Source organism: Longimonas haloalkaliphila (assembly GCF_055379825.1).
In genome coordinates, this window is the sequence record NZ_AP043948.1 from 195475 (window position 1) to 220439 (window position 24965).

At 56.8% G+C, this 24965-nt stretch carries 20 protein-coding genes; 6 read left to right on the plus strand and 14 right to left on the minus strand.

The window, feature by feature from the left end; genetic code table 11:
• The first annotated feature begins 28 nt into the window (after window positions 1-28).
• Complete coding sequence (locus tag ACZ48V_RS00735; protein WP_464540693.1) at window positions 29-2005, plus strand: hypothetical protein; 1977 nt, start codon at window positions 29-31, stop codon at window positions 2003-2005.
• 36 nt (window positions 2006-2041) lie between these two features.
• On the opposite strand, the gene ACZ48V_RS00740 is transcribed toward ACZ48V_RS00735, so the two are convergent.
• On the minus strand, window positions 2042-2992 hold the full coding sequence (locus tag ACZ48V_RS00740; RefSeq protein ID WP_464540695.1) for a hypothetical protein: 951 nt from the start codon (window positions 2990-2992) through the stop codon (window positions 2042-2044).
• Between the two features lie 83 nt (window positions 2993-3075).
• On the minus strand, window positions 3076-4638 hold the full coding sequence (locus ACZ48V_RS00745; RefSeq protein WP_464540697.1) for a glycosyltransferase: 1563 nt from the start codon (window positions 4636-4638) through the stop codon (window positions 3076-3078).
• Between the two features lie 323 nt (window positions 4639-4961).
• On the opposite strand from ACZ48V_RS00745, the gene ACZ48V_RS00750 reads away from it, so the two are divergent.
• From ACZ48V_RS00750 to ACZ48V_RS00760, 3 genes are all read left to right on the plus strand, one after another.
• The gene (locus ACZ48V_RS00750; protein ID WP_464540699.1) at window positions 4962-5501 is read left to right on the plus strand and encodes a hypothetical protein; all 540 of its coding nucleotides are present in this window, start codon (window positions 4962-4964) and stop codon (window positions 5499-5501) included.
• A 260-nt stretch (window positions 5502-5761) separates the two neighbouring features.
• Entirely contained in the window at window positions 5762-6352 is a 591-nt protein-coding gene (locus ACZ48V_RS00755) for a hypothetical protein (RefSeq protein WP_464540701.1), read from the plus strand.
• Window positions 6353-6443: 91 nt separating this feature from the next.
• Window positions 6444-6890 carry an SRPBCC family protein gene (locus ACZ48V_RS00760; RefSeq protein WP_464540702.1) on the plus strand — a complete coding sequence of 149 codons (447 nt, stop codon included), beginning with the start codon at window positions 6444-6446 and terminating at the stop codon, window positions 6888-6890.
• 72 nt (window positions 6891-6962) lie between these two features.
• Here ACZ48V_RS00760 and ACZ48V_RS00765 read toward each other — a convergent pair whose 3' ends face one another.
• The 12 genes from ACZ48V_RS00765 to ACZ48V_RS00820 form a co-directional block, all read right to left on the minus strand.
• The gene (locus tag ACZ48V_RS00765) at window positions 6963-7583 is read right to left on the minus strand and encodes a peroxiredoxin family protein (RefSeq protein ID WP_464540704.1); all 621 of its coding nucleotides are present in this window, start codon (window positions 7581-7583) and stop codon (window positions 6963-6965) included.
• 93 nt (window positions 7584-7676) lie between these two features.
• On the minus strand, window positions 7677-8834 hold the full coding sequence (lepB, locus tag ACZ48V_RS00770; protein WP_464540706.1) for a signal peptidase I: 1158 nt from the start codon (window positions 8832-8834) through the stop codon (window positions 7677-7679).
• A gap of 37 nt (window positions 8835-8871) precedes the next feature.
• Window positions 8872-9621 carry a hypothetical protein gene (locus ACZ48V_RS00775; RefSeq protein WP_464540708.1) on the minus strand — a complete coding sequence of 250 codons (750 nt, stop codon included), beginning with the start codon at window positions 9619-9621 and terminating at the stop codon, window positions 8872-8874.
• A 132-nt stretch (window positions 9622-9753) separates the two neighbouring features.
• On the minus strand, window positions 9754-11574 hold the full coding sequence (gene lepA, locus ACZ48V_RS00780; protein ID WP_464540709.1) for a translation elongation factor 4: 1821 nt from the start codon (window positions 11572-11574) through the stop codon (window positions 9754-9756).
• A 55-nt stretch (window positions 11575-11629) separates the two neighbouring features.
• Window positions 11630-12346, minus strand: coding sequence for a signal peptidase II (locus tag ACZ48V_RS00785; protein ID WP_464540711.1), 717 nt, complete (start codon window positions 12344-12346; stop codon window positions 11630-11632).
• Between the two features lie 201 nt (window positions 12347-12547).
• Window positions 12548-13000 (minus strand): TraR/DksA family transcriptional regulator, encoded by a 453-nt coding sequence (locus ACZ48V_RS00790; RefSeq protein ID WP_464540713.1) that lies wholly within the window; start codon window positions 12998-13000, stop codon window positions 12548-12550.
• Between the two features lie 105 nt (window positions 13001-13105).
• A complete protein-coding gene (gene ileS / locus ACZ48V_RS00795) occupies window positions 13106-16339 on the minus strand; it encodes an isoleucine--tRNA ligase (RefSeq protein WP_464540715.1) in 3234 nt (1077 codons plus the stop codon).
• A gap of 138 nt (window positions 16340-16477) precedes the next feature.
• On the minus strand, window positions 16478-17317 hold the full coding sequence (locus tag ACZ48V_RS00800) for a purine-nucleoside phosphorylase (protein WP_464540716.1): 840 nt from the start codon (window positions 17315-17317) through the stop codon (window positions 16478-16480).
• A 125-nt stretch (window positions 17318-17442) separates the two neighbouring features.
• Window positions 17443-18741 carry a DivIVA domain-containing protein gene (locus tag ACZ48V_RS00805; RefSeq protein ID WP_464540718.1) on the minus strand — a complete coding sequence of 433 codons (1299 nt, stop codon included), beginning with the start codon at window positions 18739-18741 and terminating at the stop codon, window positions 17443-17445.
• 461 nt (window positions 18742-19202) lie between these two features.
• On the minus strand, window positions 19203-19931 hold the full coding sequence (locus tag ACZ48V_RS00810; protein ID WP_464540719.1) for a YggS family pyridoxal phosphate-dependent enzyme: 729 nt from the start codon (window positions 19929-19931) through the stop codon (window positions 19203-19205).
• Window positions 19932-20052: 121 nt separating this feature from the next.
• Window positions 20053-20241, minus strand: coding sequence for a zinc ribbon domain-containing protein (locus ACZ48V_RS00815; protein WP_464540721.1), 189 nt, complete (start codon window positions 20239-20241; stop codon window positions 20053-20055).
• Window positions 20242-20442: 201 nt separating this feature from the next.
• Complete coding sequence (locus ACZ48V_RS00820; RefSeq protein ID WP_464540723.1) at window positions 20443-22962, minus strand: ABC transporter permease; 2520 nt, start codon at window positions 22960-22962, stop codon at window positions 20443-20445.
• 387 nt (window positions 22963-23349) lie between these two features.
• Here ACZ48V_RS00820 and ACZ48V_RS00825 point away from each other — a divergent pair, with 387 nt between their 5' ends.
• On the plus strand, window positions 23350-23688 hold the full coding sequence (locus ACZ48V_RS00825; protein WP_464540725.1) for a hypothetical protein: 339 nt from the start codon (window positions 23350-23352) through the stop codon (window positions 23686-23688).
• 323 nt (window positions 23689-24011) lie between these two features.
• Entirely contained in the window at window positions 24012-24926 is a 915-nt protein-coding gene (locus tag ACZ48V_RS00830; protein ID WP_464540727.1) for a 6-bladed beta-propeller, read from the plus strand.
• Window positions 24927-24965: the final 39 nt, after the last annotated feature.

Sequence of the window (24965 nt, forward strand, 5' to 3'; positions counted from 1 at the left end):
GGCCTTCTAACATCGCTCTGTGCTTTATATGCATGCGCTCCTTTTTCCTCCCTTTTTTTCACTCGCCGCGCTGGCAGAGTTTGATGCGTTGAGTTCACTTTTCTACAGCCTCGTTACATCGTTTCTCCTCGCTCTTGTCGTCACGCCTGCTGTCATATGGAGCGCGCGCACCGCAGGATGGATTGACTGGCCAGGCGACGAGCGCTGGCATTCTACCCCCGTTGCCCTGATGGGCGGCACCGCCATCTTCGCAGCGTTCGTAGGCGGACTAAGCTTTGCTGGACTCTTTGACGTCTACAGCTGGCCCGTGTGGCTTGCCATCGGGCTCGTTTTCGCGTCTGGGCTTGCTGATGATGCGCTTGACATCCGCCCTGAGAGCAAGGTCGTTGTTCAAATCGTAGCTACTGCGCTTCTCATCTATGCCGGCTATGCGTTCTGGCGGGGCGCGCCGTTCTGGATACACATCCCCCTTACCTTTCTCTGGGTCGTTGGGATTACCAACGCGGTCAATCTCATTGATGGCATGGATGGTCTGGCTGCAGGGCTCACTGCCATTGCCACGACGGCGCTTGCTACTATTGCCTGGCTTGCCGGACTCTATGGCGTTGCTGCTGTATCGCTCGCCGTTACGGGGGCCACACTGGGCTTTCTCGCTTTTAACTTCAAGCCGGCCCGCATCTTTATGGGCGACTGCGGCAGCCTACTGCTGGGCTTTACCCTGGCCACGATTGCCCTTACGGTGCAGGGACAGGGCCAGCCCGTAGCGGCTACGCTTATCCCCGTCATGGTCCTGGCTGTGCCGATCTTTGACACCACCTTTGTCACCATCACCCGCATCCTGAACAGCCGCCCAGTCACAGAAGGAGGAACCGACCATACCATGCACCGACTGGTGCTGTTGGGACTCTCTGAACGGCAGGCTGTTGTCTTGCTCTGGGGCCTCTCTGCTCTTTTCGGAGCGGTTGCCATTGCCACGTACTGGGCGTCTACCCCGCTCTTTATCGCGCTGCTTCTTTTCGGAATCAGCGTCTGTGCCATTCTCGGACTCTACCTGGCCGGGGCAACACACTACCCGCGCATCGACATTCCGCTGCGCGTTGAGCGCAAGACGGCAACGCAGAAGTTCGGCGCAGTCATGCAGGCCATTGCTGGCGGCCCCTACTGGAAGTCTCTTATCGGCACAATCGCCGACCTGCTGCTTGTGGGCGCCGCTCTCGTTCTCGCCTTTCACCTGCGCTACGATGGCGCTCCGCCGGCCCCCTACGACCGGCTCATGCTGCAGGCCCTGCCTGCAGTTATGGCAATCAAAGTAATCGTCTTCTATGCCTTTGGCCTCTACCACGGCATCTGGCGCCACGCAGGCACCTCTGAGTTTCTTCGGCTGGTTGCAGGATCGGGCGTTGCATCAGCCGCTGTTGTCTCGGCCGCATGGATAGCCGGATTCGGAGAGCACCTCTCTCCCGCAATCGTCGTCCTTGATTGGATGATCGCAACGGCAGCTATTGCTGGCATCCGGTTTGGGTTTCGCGGCCTGCGACAGTATATCGCGGCGCAACGCTCAAACGGACGGCGCGTGCTCATCTATGGGAGCGGAAGCCCCAGCGTACTCGCGCTGCGTCATATCCGCGAAGAGCCATCGCTTGAACGCACGGTCGTCGGGTTTGTCGATAACGAAACAGAGCGCGTTGGCCTGCGGGTGCAGGGCACCGCAATTCTGGGGACTCCCAGAGAGCTCCACGACCTGATAGAGATGCATGACGTGGAAGAGCTTATCGTTCCGGCCTCCTCTACCTCTACGTCAACACAGCGTGCTCTGGTTAAACGCTGTGTGTACGTCGGGATAAGCTGTCGCCTCTTCGAACTTGATCTGCACCCGGCCGCCCCGGTTCAGCTTCACGCTCCCAAAGCCACAGAGCAAATGGGCGACGGTCGCTCTGGAACGTCGCCAGGATCGACAGGCGACGGCTCGCACAACGCCCCTTCTGAAGTGTCCTCTTCCTCGTAATAAAGCCTGTACCACGTATCGTAGGATGCAGCACCTCTATCCAGCATCGTCGTGCCTGTCGCCCCCTTCTTGTGCAGCCGCTTTCTGCCGCATGAGCGTCGCCTGTTTCAGGAGCTCTGAAGAACGATCGGGCTCTTGCGAAGCCAACTGGATATAGATGCGAGCGGCCTCATGGTAGTTTTGCTGCGACGCATAGATGCGCGCAAGCGTCTCCGACACCATGTCCTCGATATCGTCGTCGAGATCAGGGGTAGGTACGTCGTCGATGTCTGGCTCGGTAGGGATGCGAGCCGCCTGCAGGTCTTCAATCAAACGGTCCAGGTCTGCATCGGTCTCGTCGAGGGAGTGCTTGGGCTCTCCATCAGGCTCAAAGGAGTAGGACGATGTGGATTTTTGCTGCTCTACCGCCTGATTGGTCTGGGCTCGCAATGCCTCCAGGTCACTCGGGCCGTCGTCGAACGAGATGGAAGGCAAGCGCGCCTCCGGATCCGCTGCTTCGGGCTCACCTTCACGATCTGAGCGTGCCTGAGCCCGGTTCTCTTCAAGAGATTGAGCGGCCTTCTCTGCATCATATCTCGGCGCTGGCGCTGCTGCGCGCTCATTTTCCGATGAGACAGGGCTGGCCTCGGTCTGTGTGTTGTCTTCAGACGCGCTGTTTTGACTAACTCTGACTGCGGCTCCCTTATCGTGACTGTTGTGCTGGACAGCAGAGGAACGCTCTTTCTTTTGCAGGTCTTGTAGCTGCTTCCAGACGCGCCGCCGCCCTTCTTTCACAGTGGCGCTATGAGGCACCAGCACGTGTGCCTGGTTCCAGGCTGTGCGCGCCAGCCGCCACTGACTTTGCCCTTCGTAGGCTCGTGCCAGTAGGACATATGCTGCTGCATAGGCAGGCGTCTCAGTAACAGCGGCTTCCAGACGCTCAATAGCAGTAGAAGACGCGCCGTCGCGCAACAGGTGCAGCGCATCTTGGATGACGGATACAGCCATATACGGGGGTGTCGCCGGTAACAAAGGAATAACAGGATAGACAGTCCCTCAACGTACGACGCGTACCGCTGTTTTGAAAGAGCTCAGACAGGGTTTGCATCCTCTTCGCATCGGCGCGCCGCAACATCGTCATAACCGGGGATAGCGGGTCCCACCCCGTTTTGCTTAGCTTCAAGATGTATGCCATCTGGCTGAGACATCCCCGATTGGTGCTTTTTGGCGTGCTGCCACCAATCAGTGAGAGCCATCAGGAGGAAGCTGGCTGCGAGGGCCCCCTGAAACGGGAGAGCAATCCAGACCTGATGCATCCACAATGCTCCTACGCCCAATGCGCAGTACCCTCCGAGCAGCGCCTCTGCAGCACGCGTGGTAAATGACGTTGCATGGGCCGCCTGTGTCTTCGCTCCTTTTGGGGTACGGCGGAATGGAATGGCTCTGCCCCGTAGCGCAGCGTATACCGCTTTTGTATTGTTTACGGCCAGCCCCATCGATCCAAGAAAGAAAGCAGGTAGCCCGCGCACAATGTCTCCTACCGACCATCCCGCAGCCCGCTGTGCTACCCAGACGGCCCCGGCAAAAGCAACGAACCCTGACACCCCAGCCGTGAGCACATGCAGCAAGGCTGAGGGAATTGCGTTGCTGTACGCAGCGGCTACCAGAAGCGGAGCGTGTAATAGTGCTGCCCCTATGATCGCAGGAAACGCGAGATGCGCCAGCAGATGCAGGGTCCCGGCCACCTTCGCACGCATCCGCTCATCTGACCGCCAGAGCGGGCCCAGAAGCTTGCGTGCTGTCTCGATAGCCCCTTTCGTCCAGCGAAACTGCTGCGTACGCCATGCAGCCACCGTGTCTGGTAGATCAGCAGGAACCGAAACGTCGTCTACATACACCAGCTTCCAACCAGAAAGCTGCGCACGATAGCTCAGATCCAGGTCTTCGGTGAGCGTATCGGACTGCCATCCGCCTGCTTCTTCGATGCATCTGCGTTTCCAGACGCCTGCCGTACCGTTAAAGTGCATGAAGAACGCCCCAGCATGGCGTCCGGCCTGTTCGAGTCCGAAGTGTGCGTTCAGTCCCACAGCCTGGCACCACGTGCACCAGTTCGACCGGGTGTTGCGGTGAGCCCACCGTGCCTGCACCATGCCGACCTCCGGACCTGCGAGATGCGGAACCATCGCTCGCAGAAAGTTGGCGGGCGGTACGAAGTCTGCGTCGAAGATCGCAACGAGAGGCGCCTCGGTGTGGTCAAGACCGTGGGCCAGGGCGCCTGCTTTGTATCCGGCACGATGGTCGCGCTGGATGTGAGCAATAGACCGGTCTCGCTGCCTCCAGTATGCTACCCGCTCTGCAACCTGTGTAGACGTGGAGTCGGTTGAGTCGTCGAGGACTTGGATGTGAAGCCGGTCGGCGGGATAATCTAACTGTGCACAGGCATCGATTACTCGCGCCGCCACCTCGGGCTCGTTGTAGAGCGGAATCTGCACGGTAACCACTGGCCAGGAAGACGGGGCATCAGAGCCGGTTACAGCATATTGCCTGCGCATCCATGCCCACCACCCCCAGTGCAGTCCATACACCGTAAGTACCAGCAGACTGGCGGTGTAGCCTACCGCCACGAGAATAGCAAGAACGTCAACCCCTATCATATAACATGACTTTCCTTCAGAATGCGGGACGCTCATGCACGCAGAAGTGCTCGAACGGATTCACGCCCATCTTTTTTGTAACGGAGCAGCATGGGGCGTTACAGCACCATCATGTCTCTATTGAAAGCGCCGGTTTTGAGCTCTGAACCCTGTGCATAGGCACGAGTGCAACGACGCTCCCCGGTGGTTCTATCTTGATCTCTACACGCACTAAACGAATGTTTACAGATACCCACGACTCCACGCAGATCAACAGGAAAAACGACCTGCACTCGTCTGTCTCTTCCGTCTACGCGCCGCGCCGTAGATCCCTGCCTGTGAGAATGTCCGGCGTACTGTTTGCGCTGTTCTTTGCGCTGCTAATGACCGCCTGTTCCGAAAATGATATTTACGACGATGTAGAGCGGGGCACCTTTGTTCTTGTCATGGACGGACTCATCAGCGACACCGTTCGGGGGGATGCGTACGTTCGCGAAATAAACAGTGCTACACCGGGCATTGAGCTCGACGCCCGGTCTACCGGATGGTCGTTCTACTGGACCCGTCCGTTCTCGGAGCGTACAGAGTATGCGATCTTGCCCGCCGAATGGGCTGACCGGACTCCTGCAACAGATAAGGAAAGCCCGGACGCAGAGAATGCGAGTTTGCCTGCAGGCGCTATCATCTTCATGCAGCATCCGGTGCACGGAGCCTTCGAGGCTGAGTCGGGCACCGTTACCGTTGAGCATCTTACCGACACAGACGTAGCCGGTCATGTGTATGCTGAGATGGCTAAAGAAGGTGACGATCCCGTGTTTACGATTGAAGGACGCTGGCATGCACGGCCGGCCCCTACAACCCCACCGCCTCATCTTCAGCCATAGCACTTATTGCGCAATACAACTACGTATAGTTAGGAATAGCCCCCTGAAGCAGCATCGCAAAGACGAAGGACCAGGCCGCAGTCCTCACACCACACATCGTTACCTCTGTGTTACCCGGCATTCCTGCTCGTTGATACATTGGTACAAACACCTGAGCTGTGTTGAGACTATCACATAGTGCATACAGGTATTCACTTGCACAGCACGTGAGTAGCATCCTGTATGGACTGTCTGCTACTCTTGATCAGCACTACCCTGCCATGTCCAACGTTTCACCTGGTTCTCGCGACGCTACATCGCCTCTAAATGCTCTTGAGACACGCGACCTGACCCTTCCGAAGCGGCTCTGGTCATGGCTGGCCCGACAGGCAACGCTGCAAGATTGTTCGATTGATGAGGTGATTGCGCGCCTTATCGATACGCACCGGCACCCTGAACAAGAAACGATGCAAGCGTCCGGGCAAGATCGTTCCTCTTCTCCAAAAGCAGCTACCCGTGAGACGGATTCTGCGGATGCCGACGAAAACGCTACTGGAGAAACTGCAGCCGATCGCCTCCGCAAGCTGAAGGAGCGCCTGAACGATCTGCATAGTGACAACGGCACTCCTACTTCTACCGGAGATGGCTCGCGCGAAAGAGACGCCGGCACACTCTCTGCCGACGATCTCGACACCGAAGCGCTAATGAACCACGCGATGCGCGCGCTGAACAAGCAAAAAAACAGACCTAACGGAGCATCGAAAGCAGGAAACGAGACATCAAAAGCGTCTCCTGAAGCCCCTCACGGGTCTCGAAGTCGCAATGATGGCGCGTCTATGTTCGACGTCGTACGCGACGAGGAAACACGGTAGCGGGGGCTCCCTGTTGAGCGGCTCTTTTTCTTCAGACGCTCGTTGTTCTCTATCTGATGGCCTGCAATCAAACAAAGCCCGACCGAACACCATGGTATACGTTCGTGATCAGATTGACATCGGTGCTCCGCTTGAAGACGTATTTGCTTACATGGACGAGCCATCTCATCAGGCTGACATCACCCCCAGCCTGATAGAGTCCACCTTGATTGAGCGCCTCCCCAATGGCGGATCGCATGCCTCATATGTGTATAGCTTCCTGGGGATACGCTTCAAGGGTGAGGTGCGTGCAACGGCGTACGACCCGCCTTCACATGTCGAATTCGAGATGGAAGGCGGGCTTGAAGGGCAGATCGCCTGGTCCTTTAAGGAGCAAAATAACGGCACCCGCGTCGTCTACGAGGCAAAGTACGACATCCCCGTGCCTGTTCTCAAAAAGGCTGCCGAGGCTGTTGCCAAACGCTACAACGAGCGTGAGGTGAAGACACTGCTGGCAAACCTCAAAGACCACATGGAGGCACAACACGTCTCATCATAAGCACATCTTGCTCTCCTCTTATTTCTCTTACCTGAACGCCTGCAGCTCGACACGATTGCCGATATTCTGATCTTAAAGAGAAGCCTCCTGGTTTTCGTTTAGCACCGCATCGAGCACCGGTTTGAGTTCTCCTGTCATAAACAGGCCCGTGTGCTCGTATCGGATCATTCCATCTGTATCGATAACAAATGTGCGTGGTATGCCTCGGGTCGTTCCGTACTTCTGCGAGGCAACCCGCGGACTATTCACCATGGGGTAGTTGACGGGTTGGCGCTGCTCGACAAAGGTGCGCACATCTTCAAGCCCTCCCTGATCAACCGAGAGCCCAATAAACTGAACGCCCTTCTCTTCGTACTCTTCCTGCACCTGAACAAAGCCGGGGGTTTGCTGCTGGCACGTAGCGCACCAAGTTGCCCACAAACTCAAGACCACAACGTTATCGCGATAATCAGAAAGCTGTACTCTACTGCCATCCAGCGACTCAAGTGCGAAGTCGGGGGCTGAGCGCACATCTTCCGGGAGTTCGACGGGTGCTCCCATTCCCTGTACCAGGTACCACGTAACGCCAATAATGAGCGCGACAACCCAGAACCGGCCAATAAAGCTGCTCACTTTTGCAACAATCCGTGAAGCAACGCTACCCGATGATGCAGACGACTCAGGCGGTGTTGGAGGTGACGGTATGTTCGGCATGATTAGCAAAAAGGGTTAGCCAACGGTACATATCCAAGCATGTCCAACGCACTGTATCCTGATGCGTGCCAGCGAGTATGCTGATTGCGCGTCTTACTCGCCGTCCGTGGCAGCCGCCTCGACCAGGTTTCCGTCTTCCAGGATCGGCGTGTCAGTAAATACGGCTCCATCTTGAATGGGCCGTAGAACCCGGTTAAAACGCGGACGAAAGGCCTCTGCATCCCAGGAGAAGTACGTGAACAGGGCTTTTCCTACAATATGATCCTCGGGAACGAACCCCCAGAAGCGACTGTCTTCTGAATCGTCGCGGTTATCGCCGAGCATGAAGTAGTAGTCTTGCTCAAACGTATACGTGGTTGTCTCCTCGCCGTCGATAGCATACGTTGAGTCGGTCATCACCCGCGCCGACCGCCCCTCAAAACGCGTAATGACGGGTTCATACACAGGCCATGTTTCATCGTTTAGCGTGACCGTTTTTCCTGCAGCCGGGATGATAAGCGGTCCGTAATTATCGGGCGTGAACCCCTGGTTGGGCGGATAAAGCACGGAGTCGTAGTTGGTATTGCGCAGCACGAGCGGCTCTACGTCTTCAACCCACGACCAGTTGCGCACCTCCAGTGCAGCACGTGCGGTAGCGAGCGTGCGTGCCATCTCGCCATCCGGGTTTTCGCGCCAAGCTGATATAGCGAGGTCTTCAAGCTCGCTGCGTGACACCTGGTACCGGGCATCGGACTTGCGTACCGTCCAGAAGTACTGCATGCCTTCCCCCAGCGGCAGACGGTTCCCGTCGACCGTGACCACCTTGTCCGTAATCTGGAGCGTTTCGCCAGGCATCCCAATGACACGCTTGATGTAGTGCATCTTACGGTCAATAGGGCCGTCGTCGGGCGGGAGGTTGAACACAACCGCATCGCCTCGCGCGATCGACGAGAAGCCAGGAAGACGGGTGTAGGGAATCTGTGGCGCGTCGAGATAGAGGTCGTCGCGGAAGGCACTTCCAAACGGCACCGCCAGGGGCGTCATCGGCAGGCGGGTGCCGTAGTGCAGCTTCGACACGAACAGGTAGTCCCCCACGAGCAGGTTGCGCTCCATTGAGGGCGTAGGGATGCGAAACAGATCAAAGAAGAACGTGCGGATGATCAGCACGATTACAACGGCGACAACGATCGCCTCAATCCATTGGCGAAACTCGCTTTTTTGAGAGGGGGCGTCGTTGCGCCTACGCGAACGAGAGGAAGACCGGTCAGCCACAGCACAGGAGAGAAATCAGAAGGATGCGAAACGACCGCTACGGCGTGCGGGGTGATGGGCGCCGTCCGGGAGTAAGCGCTCGGCGAGATACAGGCTCCAGGAAAAACTGGGTCCCGTCATATCCAGCACGATACCAGCGACGGTCTACGCGGTCGTAGAAATAGTCAACGTAAGGAGCCCGGTCGGGGGTTTCGCGAATCGGCTGCAGCACCGCTTCACGCACCTCGGGGAGAGCAGATCGCCAACGGCGCTCGGTCGCTACAATGACCCCCCGGTTGCGAGGCCCGTCGGCATCACTCACAACAACAGGAATTGAGTCGTTTACCACAAACCAGTAGGCAAACTGGTCGAAGTCCTCTCGGTTGGGCTGCAGGTCGTCGGCCAGCACGTAGGTAGGCGCCCCAAAGTGAGCCTGCATGCGAGCACGCAGGTCTACCGTTCGCGTCGTGTCAAGCAGCGTACGCTGTGGCTGCGGGCCGAAAAACGACCACTCCGTATCAGAAAATGTCTCTTGCAGCCAGCCTTTCTCGAAGCGATGTGCTGTACGCATCCGCTTAACCGCAAACTGAGGGGCTTCATGCACGGGAGCGCCAGCCTCTTCGAACAGCGAGTCGAGGGCTGTAGCGATATGCTGATACGGTCGGCTCTGCGGAGGCTGCAGCGGCGACGTCGGGTAGAGCTGATCCAGCAGCTGCATCTGGCGCGTCTGCTTGTAGCGTTCAATCAGACTCTGCGCCGCGGTCGTGGGCACATGCACCATAGCGCACAGCACGGCACCGGCAAGCATTATCTGCAGCCTGGCAGAACCGTTATGGGATACGGACATCCAGCTTGAGTGGAGGCGCTCAAGCAGCCAGGCTATGCACACCCGTAGAAAAAAACTTCGCATCTCTTACTACACCTGAACCCTGCAATCCCTTTAATCATCGACCGACAGGATAGCCAGGAAGGCATCCTGAGGTACTTCAACTTCGCCCACCTGCTTCATACGCTTCTTCCCTTCTTTCTGCTTCTCAAGAAGCTTGCGCTTACGTGTAATATCGCCGCCGTAACACTTCGCAGTCACGTCCTTACGCTGGGCCTTTACGGTTTCGCGTGCTACGATGCGACGCCCAATCGATGCTTGAATAGGCACTTCAAACAGCTGCTTTGGAATCTTCTCTTTCAGCTTTTTGGCAAGCTTGCGCCCAATTTCGTATGCTTTGTCGCGGTGGACGATGGTAGAAAGTGCGTCGACGGGGTCTTTGTCGATGAGTACGGTGAGTTTGACCAGGTCGCTCTCTCGGTATTCCAGGAATTCGTAGTCGAGCGAGGCGTAGCCTCGGCTCACGCTCTTGAGCTTATCATAGAAGTCGAACACGATCTCAGCCAGCGGAAGCTCATACTGCAGGTTGACGCGCTCGGTATCCAGGTAGCGCTGATTCACGTAGACCCCCCGCCTATTTTCGCAGAGCTGCATGATATTTCCGATGTACTCGCTCGGCACGATAATATCGGCCTCAACAAACGGCTCGTAGACGGCGTCGATATCACCATAATGGGGCATCTCGCTGGGGTTGTCGACGATGACAAGCTCCTGGTCGTCGTCACCCGGGTTGCTGACCCGCACGCGATACTCCACATTGGGCACGGTGGTGATGATGTCGAGCCCGAACTCACGATCGAGACGCTCCTGAATGATTTCCATATGCAGCAGTCCCAGAAAGCCCACGCGGAACCCGAACCCGAGTGCGGCTGACGTTTCGGGTTCGAATGTGAGCGAGGCGTCGTTAAGCTGCAGCTTTTCAAGCGCGCTGCGCAGATCCTCGAAGTCCTCAGACTGCGTGGGATGCACCCCGCTAAACACCATGGGCTTCACTTCTTTGAAACCCGGAATCGCTTTGTCTGCTGGATTGTGTTTGTGCGTGATCGTGTCACCGACACGGGTGTGCGACACGTCTTTGATGGAGCCGATAATGTATCCTACGTCTCCCGCCTTGAGCGTGTCAACTTTCTGACGTCCCAGGCGCAATACGCCCAGCTCTTCGGCGTCGTACTCTTGCTTCGTGGCCATGAAGCGCATCGCATCCCCCTTGTTCAGGGTGCCGTCGAATACACGTGCGTAGACGACCGACCCACGATACGAATCGTAGATGGAGTCGAAGATGAGTGCCTTGAGCGGCTTATCTTCGTCGCCTGTGGGGGGAGGGACGCGGTTAATGATGAGGGCGAGCAGTTCGTCGATGCCCTCGCCCGTTTTAGCACTGATCTTCAGGATATCCTCGGCTGGCTCGCCCAGCAGCTCCTCAAGCGACATGGCGACCTGGTCGGGACGTGCTACTGGCAGGTCGACCTTGTTCATGACCGGAATGATCTCCAGGTCTTGCTCCAGAGCCAGGTACGCGTTCGAGATGGTCTGCGCCTCGATGCCTTGCGCAGCATCAACAAGCAGGATCGCGCCTTCGCACGCCTTGAGCGCACGCGACACCTCGTAGGTGAAGTCGACGTGACCGGGTGTATCGATCAGGTTAAACGTGTAGGTCTCTCCATCCGGAGCCGTGTGCTTCATACGCACCGCGTGGCTCTTAATTGTAATTCCTCGTTCGCGCTCCAGGTCCATATCGTCGAGCGTCTGCTCTTGCAGGTCGCGCTCACTTATGGTGCCTGTGCTCTCGAGCAATCGATCGGCCAGGGTACTTTTTCCGTGATCGATGTGTGCGATGATGCAAAAGTTGCGAATGTGGGAGGTGTCTGTAGACATAACGAAAGCACCACTGCATGAGGCAGAATATAAAAGCGGGCGGTATAAGCCGGAGTTACGCACCAGGCGACGAGGAAGCAGACGTGTCGTCGCGCCGGGGTTCGTTGCGTGGCGCAACGTTAGCATCTGCAGAGTGAGCCGGAGGCACCCCGTTGGATGCAGGGCGTTCTGTACTGGACGAATGGGCTTCTCCCTCGTGGGTAGGTTGCTCTACCGCGTTCTCGCCTTGCTGTTCACGAGCAAGCATCTCTTCGTAGAACGCGTTGTGGAAGAACAGTACCCCAACTACTCCCAGCACAATCGCCATGTCGGCCACATTCCATATTGGGAACAGCTCCATATAACTGCCCCCGATCAGGGGCACACCGGGGTGCACGAAGCCCTGCCATAGGCTTACGTGGATGAAGTCTACCACGCGTCCTTCGAACAGGCCGCCATATCCCAGCCACACGCCATAGAACACACGATCAATGATATTTCCGATAGCACCGCCCAGAATAAATGCCAAACTCGCCCGGTAGGGCAGGTAGAGGGCACGCACCTGCACAATGTAATAGATGACGAGCCCAGTGGCCAGTACCGCAAGGAGTGCCACCGTACCGGGCGGGCCAAACTGGATGCCAAAGGCCATGCCCGGGTTTTCAGTAAACGTAAAGCGCAGCCAATCACCGATAAGAGAAATGGACTGATGCCGGTACATCAGCTCTAAAACCAACCATTTCGTGGCCTGATCAAGACCGATAACAATGAGAGAAATCCAAAGAACGCGCATACATACAGCACAAAAACAGAGACATAGACGGAGAAAAGAAGACGTCAGTCTGCATATTCAGCCTGTATAGTCAGCCGTGCAGTCAATCGGCACAGGGAGCAGATCCCTCTCTTCGTGCACTGTGCACCACTCACCATACATTGCTGTGCAGAAAGCGGACTATACAGAAAGCGGGCTGTTCGGCCCGAAGCAGGCTCCCAGTTACTGACGCTCTTGCTTTTTCTGTTCTTTCTTGGCTTTGATAGAGATCTCGGTATGGGGCACTGCTTCTAACCGCTCCTTTGCAATTGGCTTACCGGTCACCTTGCAGATTCCGTACGTGCCGTTCTTGATGCGCTCAAGCGCTCGGTCTAAGTAGCCCATGTACTTCTGCTGTCGCGCGATCATCAGGTGTAGCTTTTCGCGCTCCATAGCATCGGTACCGGCATCGGCCATATGGAAACTGTACGCCGTATTGTCACCGGCCTGTTCGCGCGATTCTTCAATCTGCGCTCGCATCCGTTCGACATCTTCTTTGGCTTTGCGCCGCCGTTCCATGATGAGCTCCTTAAAGTGCTGAAGCTCTTCGTCTGAGAACGGCGATTGCCGTTCTTTGCGACGGCCTTCCTGAGAAGACGCGGTGTTCGAACCCGAGGAAGAAGTTGTATCTGGCATAAGAGATATCGTACTACAAGGGAGGGAGTAGGCGCGAGGGTGCGAACGCTTGGAGAGAGGGCGTACGATGTGCATCTCTCTTTCGCATAGCTCGGCAGGTCCCGCTCACGTGCGAGACGTTCGCTGGATGCCTACTGTGAGATGTTCGTCACCAATCTCAAAAGTCTGGGTTGCCTCACCCGTAGGCTGATTGGAGGGCTGCAACTCCAGGGCCAACGTCTCGTTCCGTATCCAATCGGCATATGCGTTCACAGCCGCCTGGATACGATCCGATCCATCATAGGTTATAGTGATGCGATCGGTAACCTCAAACTCAGCGTCCTTGCGCAGATTCTGGATGCGCTTCACGGATTCGCGAGCCAGCCCTTCTGTACGCAGCGCTTCGGTAATCTGTGTATCGAGCGCCACCGTTACGTCGCGGTGCTGCTCTACAAGCCAGCCTTCAATACCGGCACTGGAGATCTCCAGGTCCTCAGGCCCGAGGTGCACCGTTTCGCCCTCCACCTCCAGGTCAAGAGAACCCTGCTCCAGGTAGCGCCCGATCGCGTCGTCGTCGAGCGCACGCACGGCCTTGTTGACCGGCTGCATGAGCGGACCCAGGCGTGGACCCAGGCGGCTAAAGTTGGGCGTGGCCGAGCGCTCAACCACTTCACTGGAGCCATCGACGTATTCGATGGTCTTCACGTTCACCTCGTCGAGAATGATGTCGCGCACCTGTTCGACGATGTTTTCGGAGACGCCCGTGCCGGTTACTACCATGAGGCGCCCCAATGGCTGACGCACGTTGATCTCCGCTTCGTTGCGCAGCGACAGCACGACCGATGAGATGGTGCGTGCCAGTCCCACCCGATGCTCCAGCGCCTCGTCGTGGCGCTCGTCATCGGCTGCTGGAAAGTCGACCAGATGCACGGAGTCCTTTGCTGGATTGGCGTTGCCCTCGTGCAGCGCCTGGTAGAGCCAGTCACCGAAGAACGGAGCCACCGGACTCATGAGGCGCGACACGGCCTCCAGGCACTCATACACGGTATCGTAGGCTGCCTGTTTACTGGATGCCGGTACGCTTTCTCCGCCATCTTCTGCCGTTCCGTTCTGCGACTGCTTCGAGGCCCAGAACCGGCGGCGCGAACGCCGCAGGTACCAGTTTGACAGGTCATCTACGAACTGCTCTACCGCCCGCGCTGCATTGGTCGGGTGATAGTCGTCGAGTGAGTCTGTGACCGTGTCGGTCGTCGTCTGCAGACGGCTGATGATCCACCGGTCGAGCTCAGGGCGCTCTTCCAGCGGTACGGTGTTCTCTGTGTAGGTGTAGCCGTCGATATTCGCATACGTTGCGAAGAAGCTGTACACGTTTTCGAGCGTGCCAAAGAACTTGCGGCGCAGGTCGCGCAGTCCGCGCTTCGAGAAGCGGATGTTCTCCCACGGCGGGGTGTTGCTCATCATGTACCAGCGCACCACATCGGCCCCAAACTCGTCGATCACCTCAAACGGTTCCAGCGTGTTGCCCTTCGACTTCGACATCTTGTTGCCCTTGTCATCGAGCACAAGACCATTTACGACCACATTTTGGTATGCAACGTCGTCCATGATAAGCGTAGCCAGCGCATGCAGCGTGTAAAACCAGCCACGTGTCTGGTCTACCCCCTCCGCAATAAAGTCAGCGGGAAAGTTGCGCTCAAACTGTTCTTTGTTCTCAAACGGGTAGTGCCACTGCGCAAACGGCATAGCACCCGAGTCGAACCACACGTCGATAAGGTCGGGGACGCGCCGCATCGTGCCTCCTACCTCGTCGGGGGCCGGCCAGGTAAGTTCGTCTACAAAGGGACGGTGCAGATCTATCTCAGCGTCGTCGTCTGGCAGCTGGTCGCCGCATTTGGCGCGCAGCTCGTCGACCGAACCGATGACTTCGATGTACTCGGGGTCTTCGTCGCTCTGCCAGATGGGCAGCGGCGTGCCCCAGTAGCGGCGGCGGCTCAGCGCCCAGTCGATGTTGTTTTCCAGCCACTCACCAAAACGTCCTTCGCCCACGCCCGGCGGCTGCCAGTTTATTGTCTTATTTAGCTCAACCATCCGCTCTTTGACCGCCGTCGTCTCCACAAACCAGCTCTCAACCGGGTAGCTCATCAGCGGCGTGCCTTTACGCCAGTCATGCGGGTAATTGTGCAGGTAGGTCTCATGTTTGTAGAGCAGACCGCGTTTCTTAAGGTCGGTCGTGATCTCTTTATCAGCGTCTTTGAACCACTCCCCCTCAACCAGCGGGGCCGCTTCCGTAAAGCAGCCGTCGGTATCGATCGGGTTGAAGAGCGGTAGGCCCTGCTCCTGCGCAACGCCATAGTCTTCTTCCCCATAGGCCGGTGCCATATGCACAATGCCGGTGCCCTCTTCAGTCGACACAATGTCGGCCGGTACAACATGCCAGGCAGCCTCTGCACCGGCTTTCTCCTTAAAGTACGGAAAGACCGGCTCGTACGTCTGCCCCACGAGGTCGCTGCCCGGCATCGTTTCCACAACCTTGTAAGGCTCGTCGCCCAGCACCGTATCAACCAGCTCTTCGGCAAGGATAAGCGTCTCCTGGCCCTGATGCGGGTCGTCGTGCTCAACACGCACATACGTAAGGTCGGGGCCCACAGCAAGCGCTGTATTCGAAATGAGCGTCCACGGCGTGGTCGTCCAGGCCAGGAAGTAGGTATCTTCTTGGCCATGCATGGGGAAGCGGATGTAAACGCTCGGGTCTTGCGTCTCTTCATACCCAAGGCTCACCTCGTGCGAAGAGAGCACGGTGTGCGAACCGGGGCTATACCACTGGATCTTGTAGCCTTTGTAGAGCAGCCCCTTCTCATGGATCTGCTTGATGAGCCACCAGAGCGTCTCAATATAATCGGTCTCGAACGTCACATACGGATCGTCAAGATCAACCCAGTAGCCCATGCGGGTGGTCAGCTCATCCCACAGGTCTTTGTATTCGAGCACGCTGTTGCGGCAGGCCGCGTTGTAGGCCTCAATGCCGTACTCCTCAATGTCGGCGCGGCTCTGCAGGTCAAGGCGCTTCTCGATCTCAATCTCTACAGGCAGCCCATGCGTATCCCACCCAGCCTTACGCGCCACCTGAAACCCCTGCATGGTCTTGTACCGGCAGAAGATATCCTTGATAGAGCGCGCCATAACGTGGTGGATACCAGGACGCCCGTTGGCCGTGGGCGGGCCCTCGTAGAACGTGTAGGCAGGTGCGCCTTCGCGTTCCGACAGCGTACGATCAAACACGTCATGATCGGCCCACCAGTCGAGCATATCTTCTTCCATATCCGGAAGCGAGAGGCGATCAATCGGGGTGAAGTGACTCATAAACTTGGGCTGTACAGGTGAAGCAAAAACGTGCATCGTGCACACATGCAGCAAAGACGCCGCATGTGCTCTGTGGGGTGGGCGTGTTCAGGGTCTCAGGGGGATGCAAACGCATCCGCCCAGACAAGAAACAGACGCTTACAGGCGGGGCATCAAGTGCGTGAGCACCTGCTTCAGGCGCGCACGCCCCGTTTCAGCAGCCTGAGCTACCTCCGCCGCGGACGTCGGTTCGAGGGTGTCTGCAAAGCAGGCATCTGTGATAACCACAGCTGCGAGCACACGGAGGTCCATGTGACGTGCCGCAATGACTTCAGGAATCAGACCTGTGCCCACCGCGTCAGCGCCTACGTGACGCATGAAGCGATATTCGGTCTTTGTCTGCGTGTTGGGTCCGGGCACCCCCAGGTAGATCCCTTCCTGCAGACGCTCGCCCGCCAGGAGCGCTGCCTGATGCGCCGCCTCACGCAACGCTGGGTCGTACGGGTTGCTCATATCGGGAAAGCGCGGCCCCCATGCGTCTACGTTTGGCCCTTCAAGCGGGTTGGCACCCTGCAGGTTGATATGGTCAGCAAGAAGCATAACCTCGCCTGGCGTATGATGCGGGTTCACGCTCCCTGCTGCGGCAGTTCCAATAAGGGTCTCTATGCCAAGCGCCCCCATGATGCGAACCGGCAGCGCACTCTCGCGCGCCGAGATGCCCTCGTATAGATGCAGGGCATGGGACACAACGAGAACATCCTGCTCCCACAGCTGGCCCGCTATAAATCGATGCTCGTTGGTCTCGCCCAGTGCTGGAAGATGCGGGACGTCTGCAAAATCGATCGTTGTTGCAGACGTCATCTCTTCAACAAGCGGCTCGGTTACAGGGTCGGCGATGATCCCAATGCGTGGCATGTCAGATAGAAGCGCACGGACCGCCTCCGCAGCTGTATTGACATGAGCAAGATGGGTATCGGGATCCAGTACAGACGCAGCCATATGACAATCAGAAAACTATGCAGGAGGTCAACACAAAAGAGGGCAGCGCGTGGGCCACGCTACCCTCTCTATGCTTGCAAATACAAGCAACACATGCAACTCGTTCGGCTCCGAAAGCGGGCCAATTAGTCCATGTCTTCCAGAATGCTCCAGATCTTTTCGATTTCCTCTGTCGACGCCTCGTCTTCGTCTTTCGTTCGACGCGATTTGCTCTGCGAAGCGCCCTTCTCTTTCTGCTTCGACTCCCGCTGCTGTACGTCGCGCTTGATCGCCTCAAACTGCGACTCGCTCGGACTCGCTTCTGCGCCCGATTTTTCAGAGGTTGAGGTTGAACTCGATGAAGCGTCTTTGGACTTATTTCCCTTCTTCGACTTCTTTTTGCCACCTGTTGTGGCTTCAAGGACCGGGAAGAGCGAACGCATCGCTCGCTCCAGGTCGTCTTCCTCGTCGTCTTCTTCCTCTGTCTCCTCGGCGACTTCGGCCGCTGGCGATTCGAACTCTTCAGTAGAAGGGCCGTTATCTTGGGTAGGCTCGTCGAACATCGAAGCGAACTCCATCTCTGCCTCTTCAGCAGGCGTCTCTTTAGCAGAAGCTACTGTGCTGCTCTCTACTTCGTCTTCGCCTCCACCGAGTACGTCTGAAAAGTCGAACTCGTCGGTAACATCTTCACTCTCCTCGTGCGAAACAGGTTCTGATGCATCCGCTTCATCACGAGCGACCGGTTTTTCTTCCGGAGGCGCCTCAGGAACCGGCTCCGAGGCTTGTTCAGTGGCCTCTACAACGGCCTCTTCAGGCGTCGATGCTTCATGTTTTTTGGATTTGGGCGTTGCCTCTGAGGGCGCAGCTTCGCTCTGCTGAACGGATGTAGCTTCGGCGGGTGAACGCTGCATATCACGCTGCATATCGGTGTCCGCCAGTGTATCAAGCGACCCGATATCTGAGCGCAGATTCTGCGGCATCTCCTGAGGATCGGCGTCGCCCTTCCTGTACTCCGAGAGCATTTCGAGTTCAGCTTGCAGGAACGCCCGCAGCCGTGACGCGATCTGCTGGCGACGCTGCTCAACGGCATGCGTCTGCTGCTGAATGGCGTTGCGCTCCTTTACGGCCTCGGCCTTGATCCGCTCTGCTTTTGCTTCGGCACGCTCAACAATGTTTTCTGCTTTGTCGCGCGCATTGCTCAGATGCTGTTCTGCGTTCTCACGTGTGGCCGAGAGCGCCTCTTGCAGGGCATCTTCGACCTTCTCCACGTGCGACATCTGCTGTTCGAGCTCTTCGGCGCGATTTTTCGCACGCCGCGTCTCGTTCTCCAACTCTTCCCACTGGTCAGCCACCATTTCCAGGAAGTTCTCAACCTCTTCCACACTGTATCCGCGCAGGCTGCGGTCGAAGTCTTGTTTACGGATATCGAGGGGCGTAAGCTTCATGTGCTGAGTTGTCGGTGTGGGAAAGACTGTGAGCAGTAAACAGCCCCTGTTTCAATCGTGATGCCGTCTTCAGGACTGCCTGATCGCTCTTCAAGCAGAGTCTGTTGCGGGGTGTTTGTTACAGTGCGTATTAACAGCGCAAGATCTATGCTACAAGATCTGTGCTACACCGTTGCAGCGCAACGCAGCCACCGAACGTACTCATGTGATCTGGGCACCAGCGGTTACTTGACCAGGCTTGACTTTAAAACCCGGCTTTAACCATGACTATTACGGGCTACGATTGCACAAACCTGCCACAGGTGTTTCACGAGGAGCCCTCCATTCTGTTTCGCCTGTTCTGCACACAGTGTCATTTATGAGTACTCCTCAGATTGACCTGCTTTCTGGGCTGCACGAGTCTCTTTGCGTGACCACGTAGCATCTCCACCGCCCAGGTGACCGCCTCCAAAGGCCTGGCCTTACGAGCGCGGACCAAAGATAGCACTTCCGATACGGACCATCGTGCTCCCCTCTTCTATGGCCACCTCAAAGTCGTTGCTCATTCCCATCGAAAGATGATCGAGTGATATGTTTGCTGCGCCTCCAGTGTACGTTTCAGCCAATGTGCGCAGGTGCGCAAATTCGGAACGTACCGTTTCAGAATCATCCACAAACGAAGCCATCCCCATGAGCCCATCAATCTTCAGATGTTCGTGTGCCTCGCATGCATCCAGAAAATCATGGAGTTCATTGGGAAGAAGCCCGTACTTTTGATCGGCACCGCTAATATTCACCTGTACAAAGCAGGGAATAACTCGATCGTTCTTCGCCGCGCGTTTATCAAGCTCTTCGGCAAGGCGCGGGCTGTCAAGGGCCTCGAACCGGTCGGCATGGCGGGCCACAAATTTGGCCTTATTCGTCTGCAGATGTCCAATCATATGCCAGCATACGTCTCCCCCTTTCCACTGACCCGGACGTTCTTCAGCGCGGTCGCGGAGGGCACGTGCACGGTTCTCGCCGAAGTGGGTGAGCCCGGCTGCAATCCCCGACGTAATCGCTTGCATCGGAAACGTCTTCGACACGGCAACGATGGTAATTTCATCGGTATCGCGCCCGGCCCGCTCACAGGCTTGTGCGATACGCTCGCGCACGGTGTCGACGCGGTCTTGTACAGCTTGCGGAGAAAGTTGCGTTGCGGTGTCAGGCATGGTATGCGTTCACAGAATGATTCTTGGATACGGAATGAGGGATCAAACGTATGGGTGCTAACCCAGAAGGTGGACTTCGTATCAGACGCGCAGTGGTGATGGATACGACGCGTTGGAGGCGCTACGCGTGCCCCCCTGAGGGCTGGGCAACGAACGAGACGATCCGACCGTCCTTCACCACTGCACGCACCTGGATAGGCCGGCAACAGACCCAGCAGTCGACCACGTACTCGTGCGTCCCCTCAACCGGGTCGACCTGTTCGGTGAGCGTCTCCCAACAGTATGGACATGTAAACGAATGTTCAAGCATAGAATGCGTTCAAAATTTCGGAAGCGCTTGTCTAATGCGTTGCTCCATGGTACGGAATTTACCGGATGCTAAGTGTAGACCTAAAGTGAAGCTAAGTGCAGTTGAATCCAGCTAAATGCGCCGGCGTGCCGCCCCACATGCATTGTTGCTCCGTATACTGCTCCGTACCAGAGAGAGCTATCGCTATTACGGGGTTTGTTCTTATGCTTCGGCCTGCAAGACATCCATTGGTGGTTTGTCGTAAAGCGTACGGCTGTTGAATAGTCCGAGTCCGAGAACCAACGTTACGATCACAACAAAGGTAATCGCGAGTTCGCCCCAAGCCACTGCAAAGGCGCCATCAAAGACAAACGTAGCGAGTGTCCAGCCCGCTACGATGGCCAGTCCAATGCCTGCTGCGGCAGCAAGCGCCCCAATCAAGAGATACTCAATGGCCAAAATTTTAAGCACCGTTGTGCGCGAGGCGCCGAGTGTTTTCAAGAGCACGCTCTCTCCAGCCCGCTGGTAGCGGTTTACGAGCAGCGTACCCAGCAGCACAAGCAGCCCGGTAAGCACGCTAAAGAGCGCCATAACGCGAATCACGTACCCGAGCCGGTCGAACAGATCTTGCGCGGTGCGCAGCACCAGCGTCAGATCAATAATCGATACGTTGGGGAATGCGTCGACCACTGCACGCTGCACTGTTGTGGCGTGACTGGTGTTGTTGGTGCGGCTGAGCATGGCGTAGATCTGCGGGGCTTCTTCGAGCACACCGGGCGGAAACACCACGAAGAAGTTAGTGCCGATGCGCTGCCAGTCGACCTCGCGGAGACTGCGCACTTCGGTGGTGATAGGCTGCCCCTGCACGTCGAACGTAAGCCGGTCGCCCAGCGATACGTTCAGTTCGTCGGCAATCCCTTCTTCAAGCGATACGGGCACAGGCTCGCGCCCATCTACCCGCTCAGTGACGAAAGTGCCCGCAATGATCTTCTCGCTCTCCGTTAGATAATCACGATAGGTTGATCGGTATTCGCGGCGATGTGCCCATGTGGTACGCACCTCAGGATCTTCGCGCAGCTCGTTAACTGGGCGTCCGTTCACCGCCGACAGGCGCATCGTCACGATCGGCGAAGCGTTGAGCACCGGCGCTCCGGCGCTCTCAATGGTTTCGGTAATCCCCTGCACCTGGTCGGGCTGCACGTCGAACAGAACCATATTGGGACGCGTCTCGCCCTCGCCGGAGATGCGAATCTGCGACAGGATCGTTTCCTGGGAGATCAGCAGGGTAGCGATCAGAAACGTACCGAGTCCCAGCGCCACGAGTAGCACGGTGGTCTGGTTGTGAGGCCGGTGCAGGTTGGCCAGCCCCTGCCGCCAGGGGTAGCTCCACTGCTGAGGCACGAGATGGCGCAGCCCGACCATGAGCGCATACGCGAGCGCAGCCAGCGCACCAAACACCGCTACCAGTCCGGCTGCGTAGCCGAGTCCGATCTGCCAGGTGGGCGCCTGTGCTACAGCAAACCCCGTGAGTGCTCCGCCAATCGCGATGACCACGGCCCAGCGTGCCCAGTCTCGCCCGCCGGTTCCCGCCTCCTGATGCCGCAGCGCTTGCAGCGGCGACACGCGCCGCACCGGGAGGAGCGGAATCAGCGCAAACAGTACAGTTGCCGCTGTGCCCATACCAAGTCCAAGCCCCACCGCGCGCAGCGACACCGAGAACGCGACAGGTACAGGCAGAAAGTCTTCCAATACGTATGGAACGCCCACCTGCATCAGCACGCCCAGCGCTGTGCCCAGTGCACCGCCAAGCGCACCCAGTGCAGCGGCCTGCGTCAGGTAGATGCGAAAGGTTTGCCCGGACTTTGCACCTAGGCAGCGCAGCACCGCAACCGAGGTCAGGCGCTGTTGGATGTACACATGCATGGCGCTGGCAATGCCAATACATCCGAGAATCAACGCCATGAATCCCACCAGACTCAGGAACCGATACAGGTTGCCCAGCCCCTCCTGCCAGTTGCCTGCTGCCTCCTCGACCGTGTCGATGTCTACATCCGCCGCCTCCATGGCTGGACGGATGGTGTCGACCAGCGCCTCTATATCGCGGTCGTCATCGAACTGAAAGTAGAGCTCATGCTCAGCCCGGCTGCCGGGGCCAAGGAGGGTGGTGTCGAGTCCGGCGTAGGGCACATACACCCGCGGACTGAACGAGGAGGCGATGCCGGCTTCGTTGGGCATCTGGTCAACGCGCCCGGCTACCGGATACCAGTTGCGTCCTACGCGGATGGAGTCGCCCTCCGACAGGGCAAACTCGTTCCAAAGCGTGGCATCCACCAGCGCTTCGCCGCGCTCGGCAAAGCCGTCGTAGCGGTCCTCGGGCGTAGTTTCCACCGCACCGTAAAACGGGTAGCCCGGCTCAGTGGCACGGATGGTGGAGAGACGCGTGCCGCCGTCAGCACCAAAAGTCACCATCGACGAAAACGAGATGCGCTGCGCCTGCGTGCCGCCAATCGAATCGGTCACGGCGCGGATGCTATCCGGAAACGCACTGTCGCGCTCCAGGGCAAAATCCGCCCCCAGAAGCTGCCGCGACTCGTTGTCGATGGTCCGCGTCAGGTTATCCCCAAACCCGTTGATGGCTACAAGCACCGCCACCCCTACCACCAGCGCCGACAGGTACAGCAGAAGCCGTCCGCGGCTGCCTCGGCTATCGCGCCAGGCCATCGAGAGCGTAAAGCGATTCATCAGTGTGCTCTTGGGGATACGGAGGGGAACTACCGGAGAGCATAAGACGGCTCGGCCTCCGAAGAGGATTCGCCCCCGACGAAAGGTTTACGTCCGGATTTTGGATTGACTTCTGGTGCGGGCTTGTGTGCTGTTGCGGAAGCAGGTCAAGATGGGTGGATCGCGAGATGGACGATGGTAGATGGAAGCTGTGTGCAGTCGTGCATTCCAAACTCCGTCTCCTAACAGTTGAGGAGAGTGCACGCAGAGCCAGATACGATCGACTTCTTCAATCTGACCCCAATATTAAGAAAATGCAAACGCACGTGAGGCCGCTTGGTATTCTTTTTTTCTCGTACCCTGCTTTTGAAGTAAACATAATCTTTATCATTCAAAGCCCAACATCTTATGGCTGCTTTGAACCTCCAGCGAGGTGGACTCCTCGCGAGCCTCCTGATTCTCTCTGTCGCATTTCTGGGAACTTCTGTGGTGCATGCAGACGCCCCTTCTCCTGAAGAGGATGAGCCTACGGCGTACGAAACTGTCACAGTACCCGGACAAGTTCATCCTTCGGTAAAAGCCGTTTTGTCTGAAGACGCAACGTGCTCTGATGTCGTAGAAGCTGGTATGATGGGAAATATACGTCGCAGTTCAGGCGATATTGAATGCGAGTCGGATCCTTCTATCTACTTTGAGTACATGGGCATCTCATTCTATGGCAATGCCACAATAGCAATCGATGGGTAGATGCAGTAGTTGATCTAAAGCGTTATACCTTCCACAAGCCGTTCCAGAGGGGCATACATTGCGAAGCAGTGTATGCCCCTTTTTTGTTTTAAACGTTCATATTTGAAAATGCGTGTAGCCATGCAAACGAAGCCCCTTTTTCCTATAACGCTCATCGTTTTACTATGCTGCGGAATCACTACTCATGACAATCAAGGTTCTGCTTACACTTCCAGTAATAATCTGAATCCCGAAAATGCTTCTGTAGCTGACGTTCCTGAAGTTATCCAGCCTGATTGGGAAGAGCTATGGCGTACGGCCGACGACATACATCCTAATTATTTTTGGTAGATCCACGGTTCATCGACGTTCATGACGGGGCAGTTCTTGTTGGCGACTTTCGAGGCGAACGACCGCTCTGGATATTTAACGCCACCGATGGATCATTCGAACAACACGTGGGAGAAGAAGGATCGGGTCCCGGTCATATTGAATGGCTGGGCTCCTTTCACATTATTCAGGACGAATATATTGCACTCCGAGACGTACAAAATCAGCTCCTGTCTATTTTTGACCGTGACACAGGAACGTTCATGCATCGTGTAAATGTACCTGTACCATTCCAACCTGGGATAGGGAATACAAAAATAGTTCGGCGACCGTCTGATCCGAACGTACTCGCACATGCGCACGCTTTGCAGATTAATGAAGACGAGCGTATCGTCATTGACGAACTGGCTTGGGAAGTACAACTCAGCGAATTTGGAGATGCGTTTGTCCCCTTTGAGGAAAACTTCGTGGCCAAAAAGGGGCCTACAGTTTTAGACGAGGGTACCGCGTACATGGGCTTTGAGCACGCAAGCCACATCGTTGCCATATCTGAAACAGGTGAAGTTGTTTTCAACACGTCGGCACCGCATGACGTGAACCCTCCTGATTTTCTTGGAGCCCGCGAAGGCGTTGACATGATGGAGCCTCCACGCAATGTGTACCCAACGATGACGCTACGTTTGGATACCGATAACCAGTACGTGTACGCGCTCCATTCGGGTGCTGTAGTGAATGAAGAAAATGACATGCAAGACGTACTAACCAGCACACGTGTAGATGTTTTTGATAAGGAAACAGGAGCCTATCAATTTCAATTCACCCTGCCTTTTCCAGTTCATGACTTAGAAATCGACAGTGATAGCGTATACTTGCTTTCACTTTCTGAGGGCGGTGTCGTCGCATTTGCGAAGCCAGAGATCTTACTGTAAGGAGGAGTTGCAATGCTCCTGTGGAATCCAAAATCACAA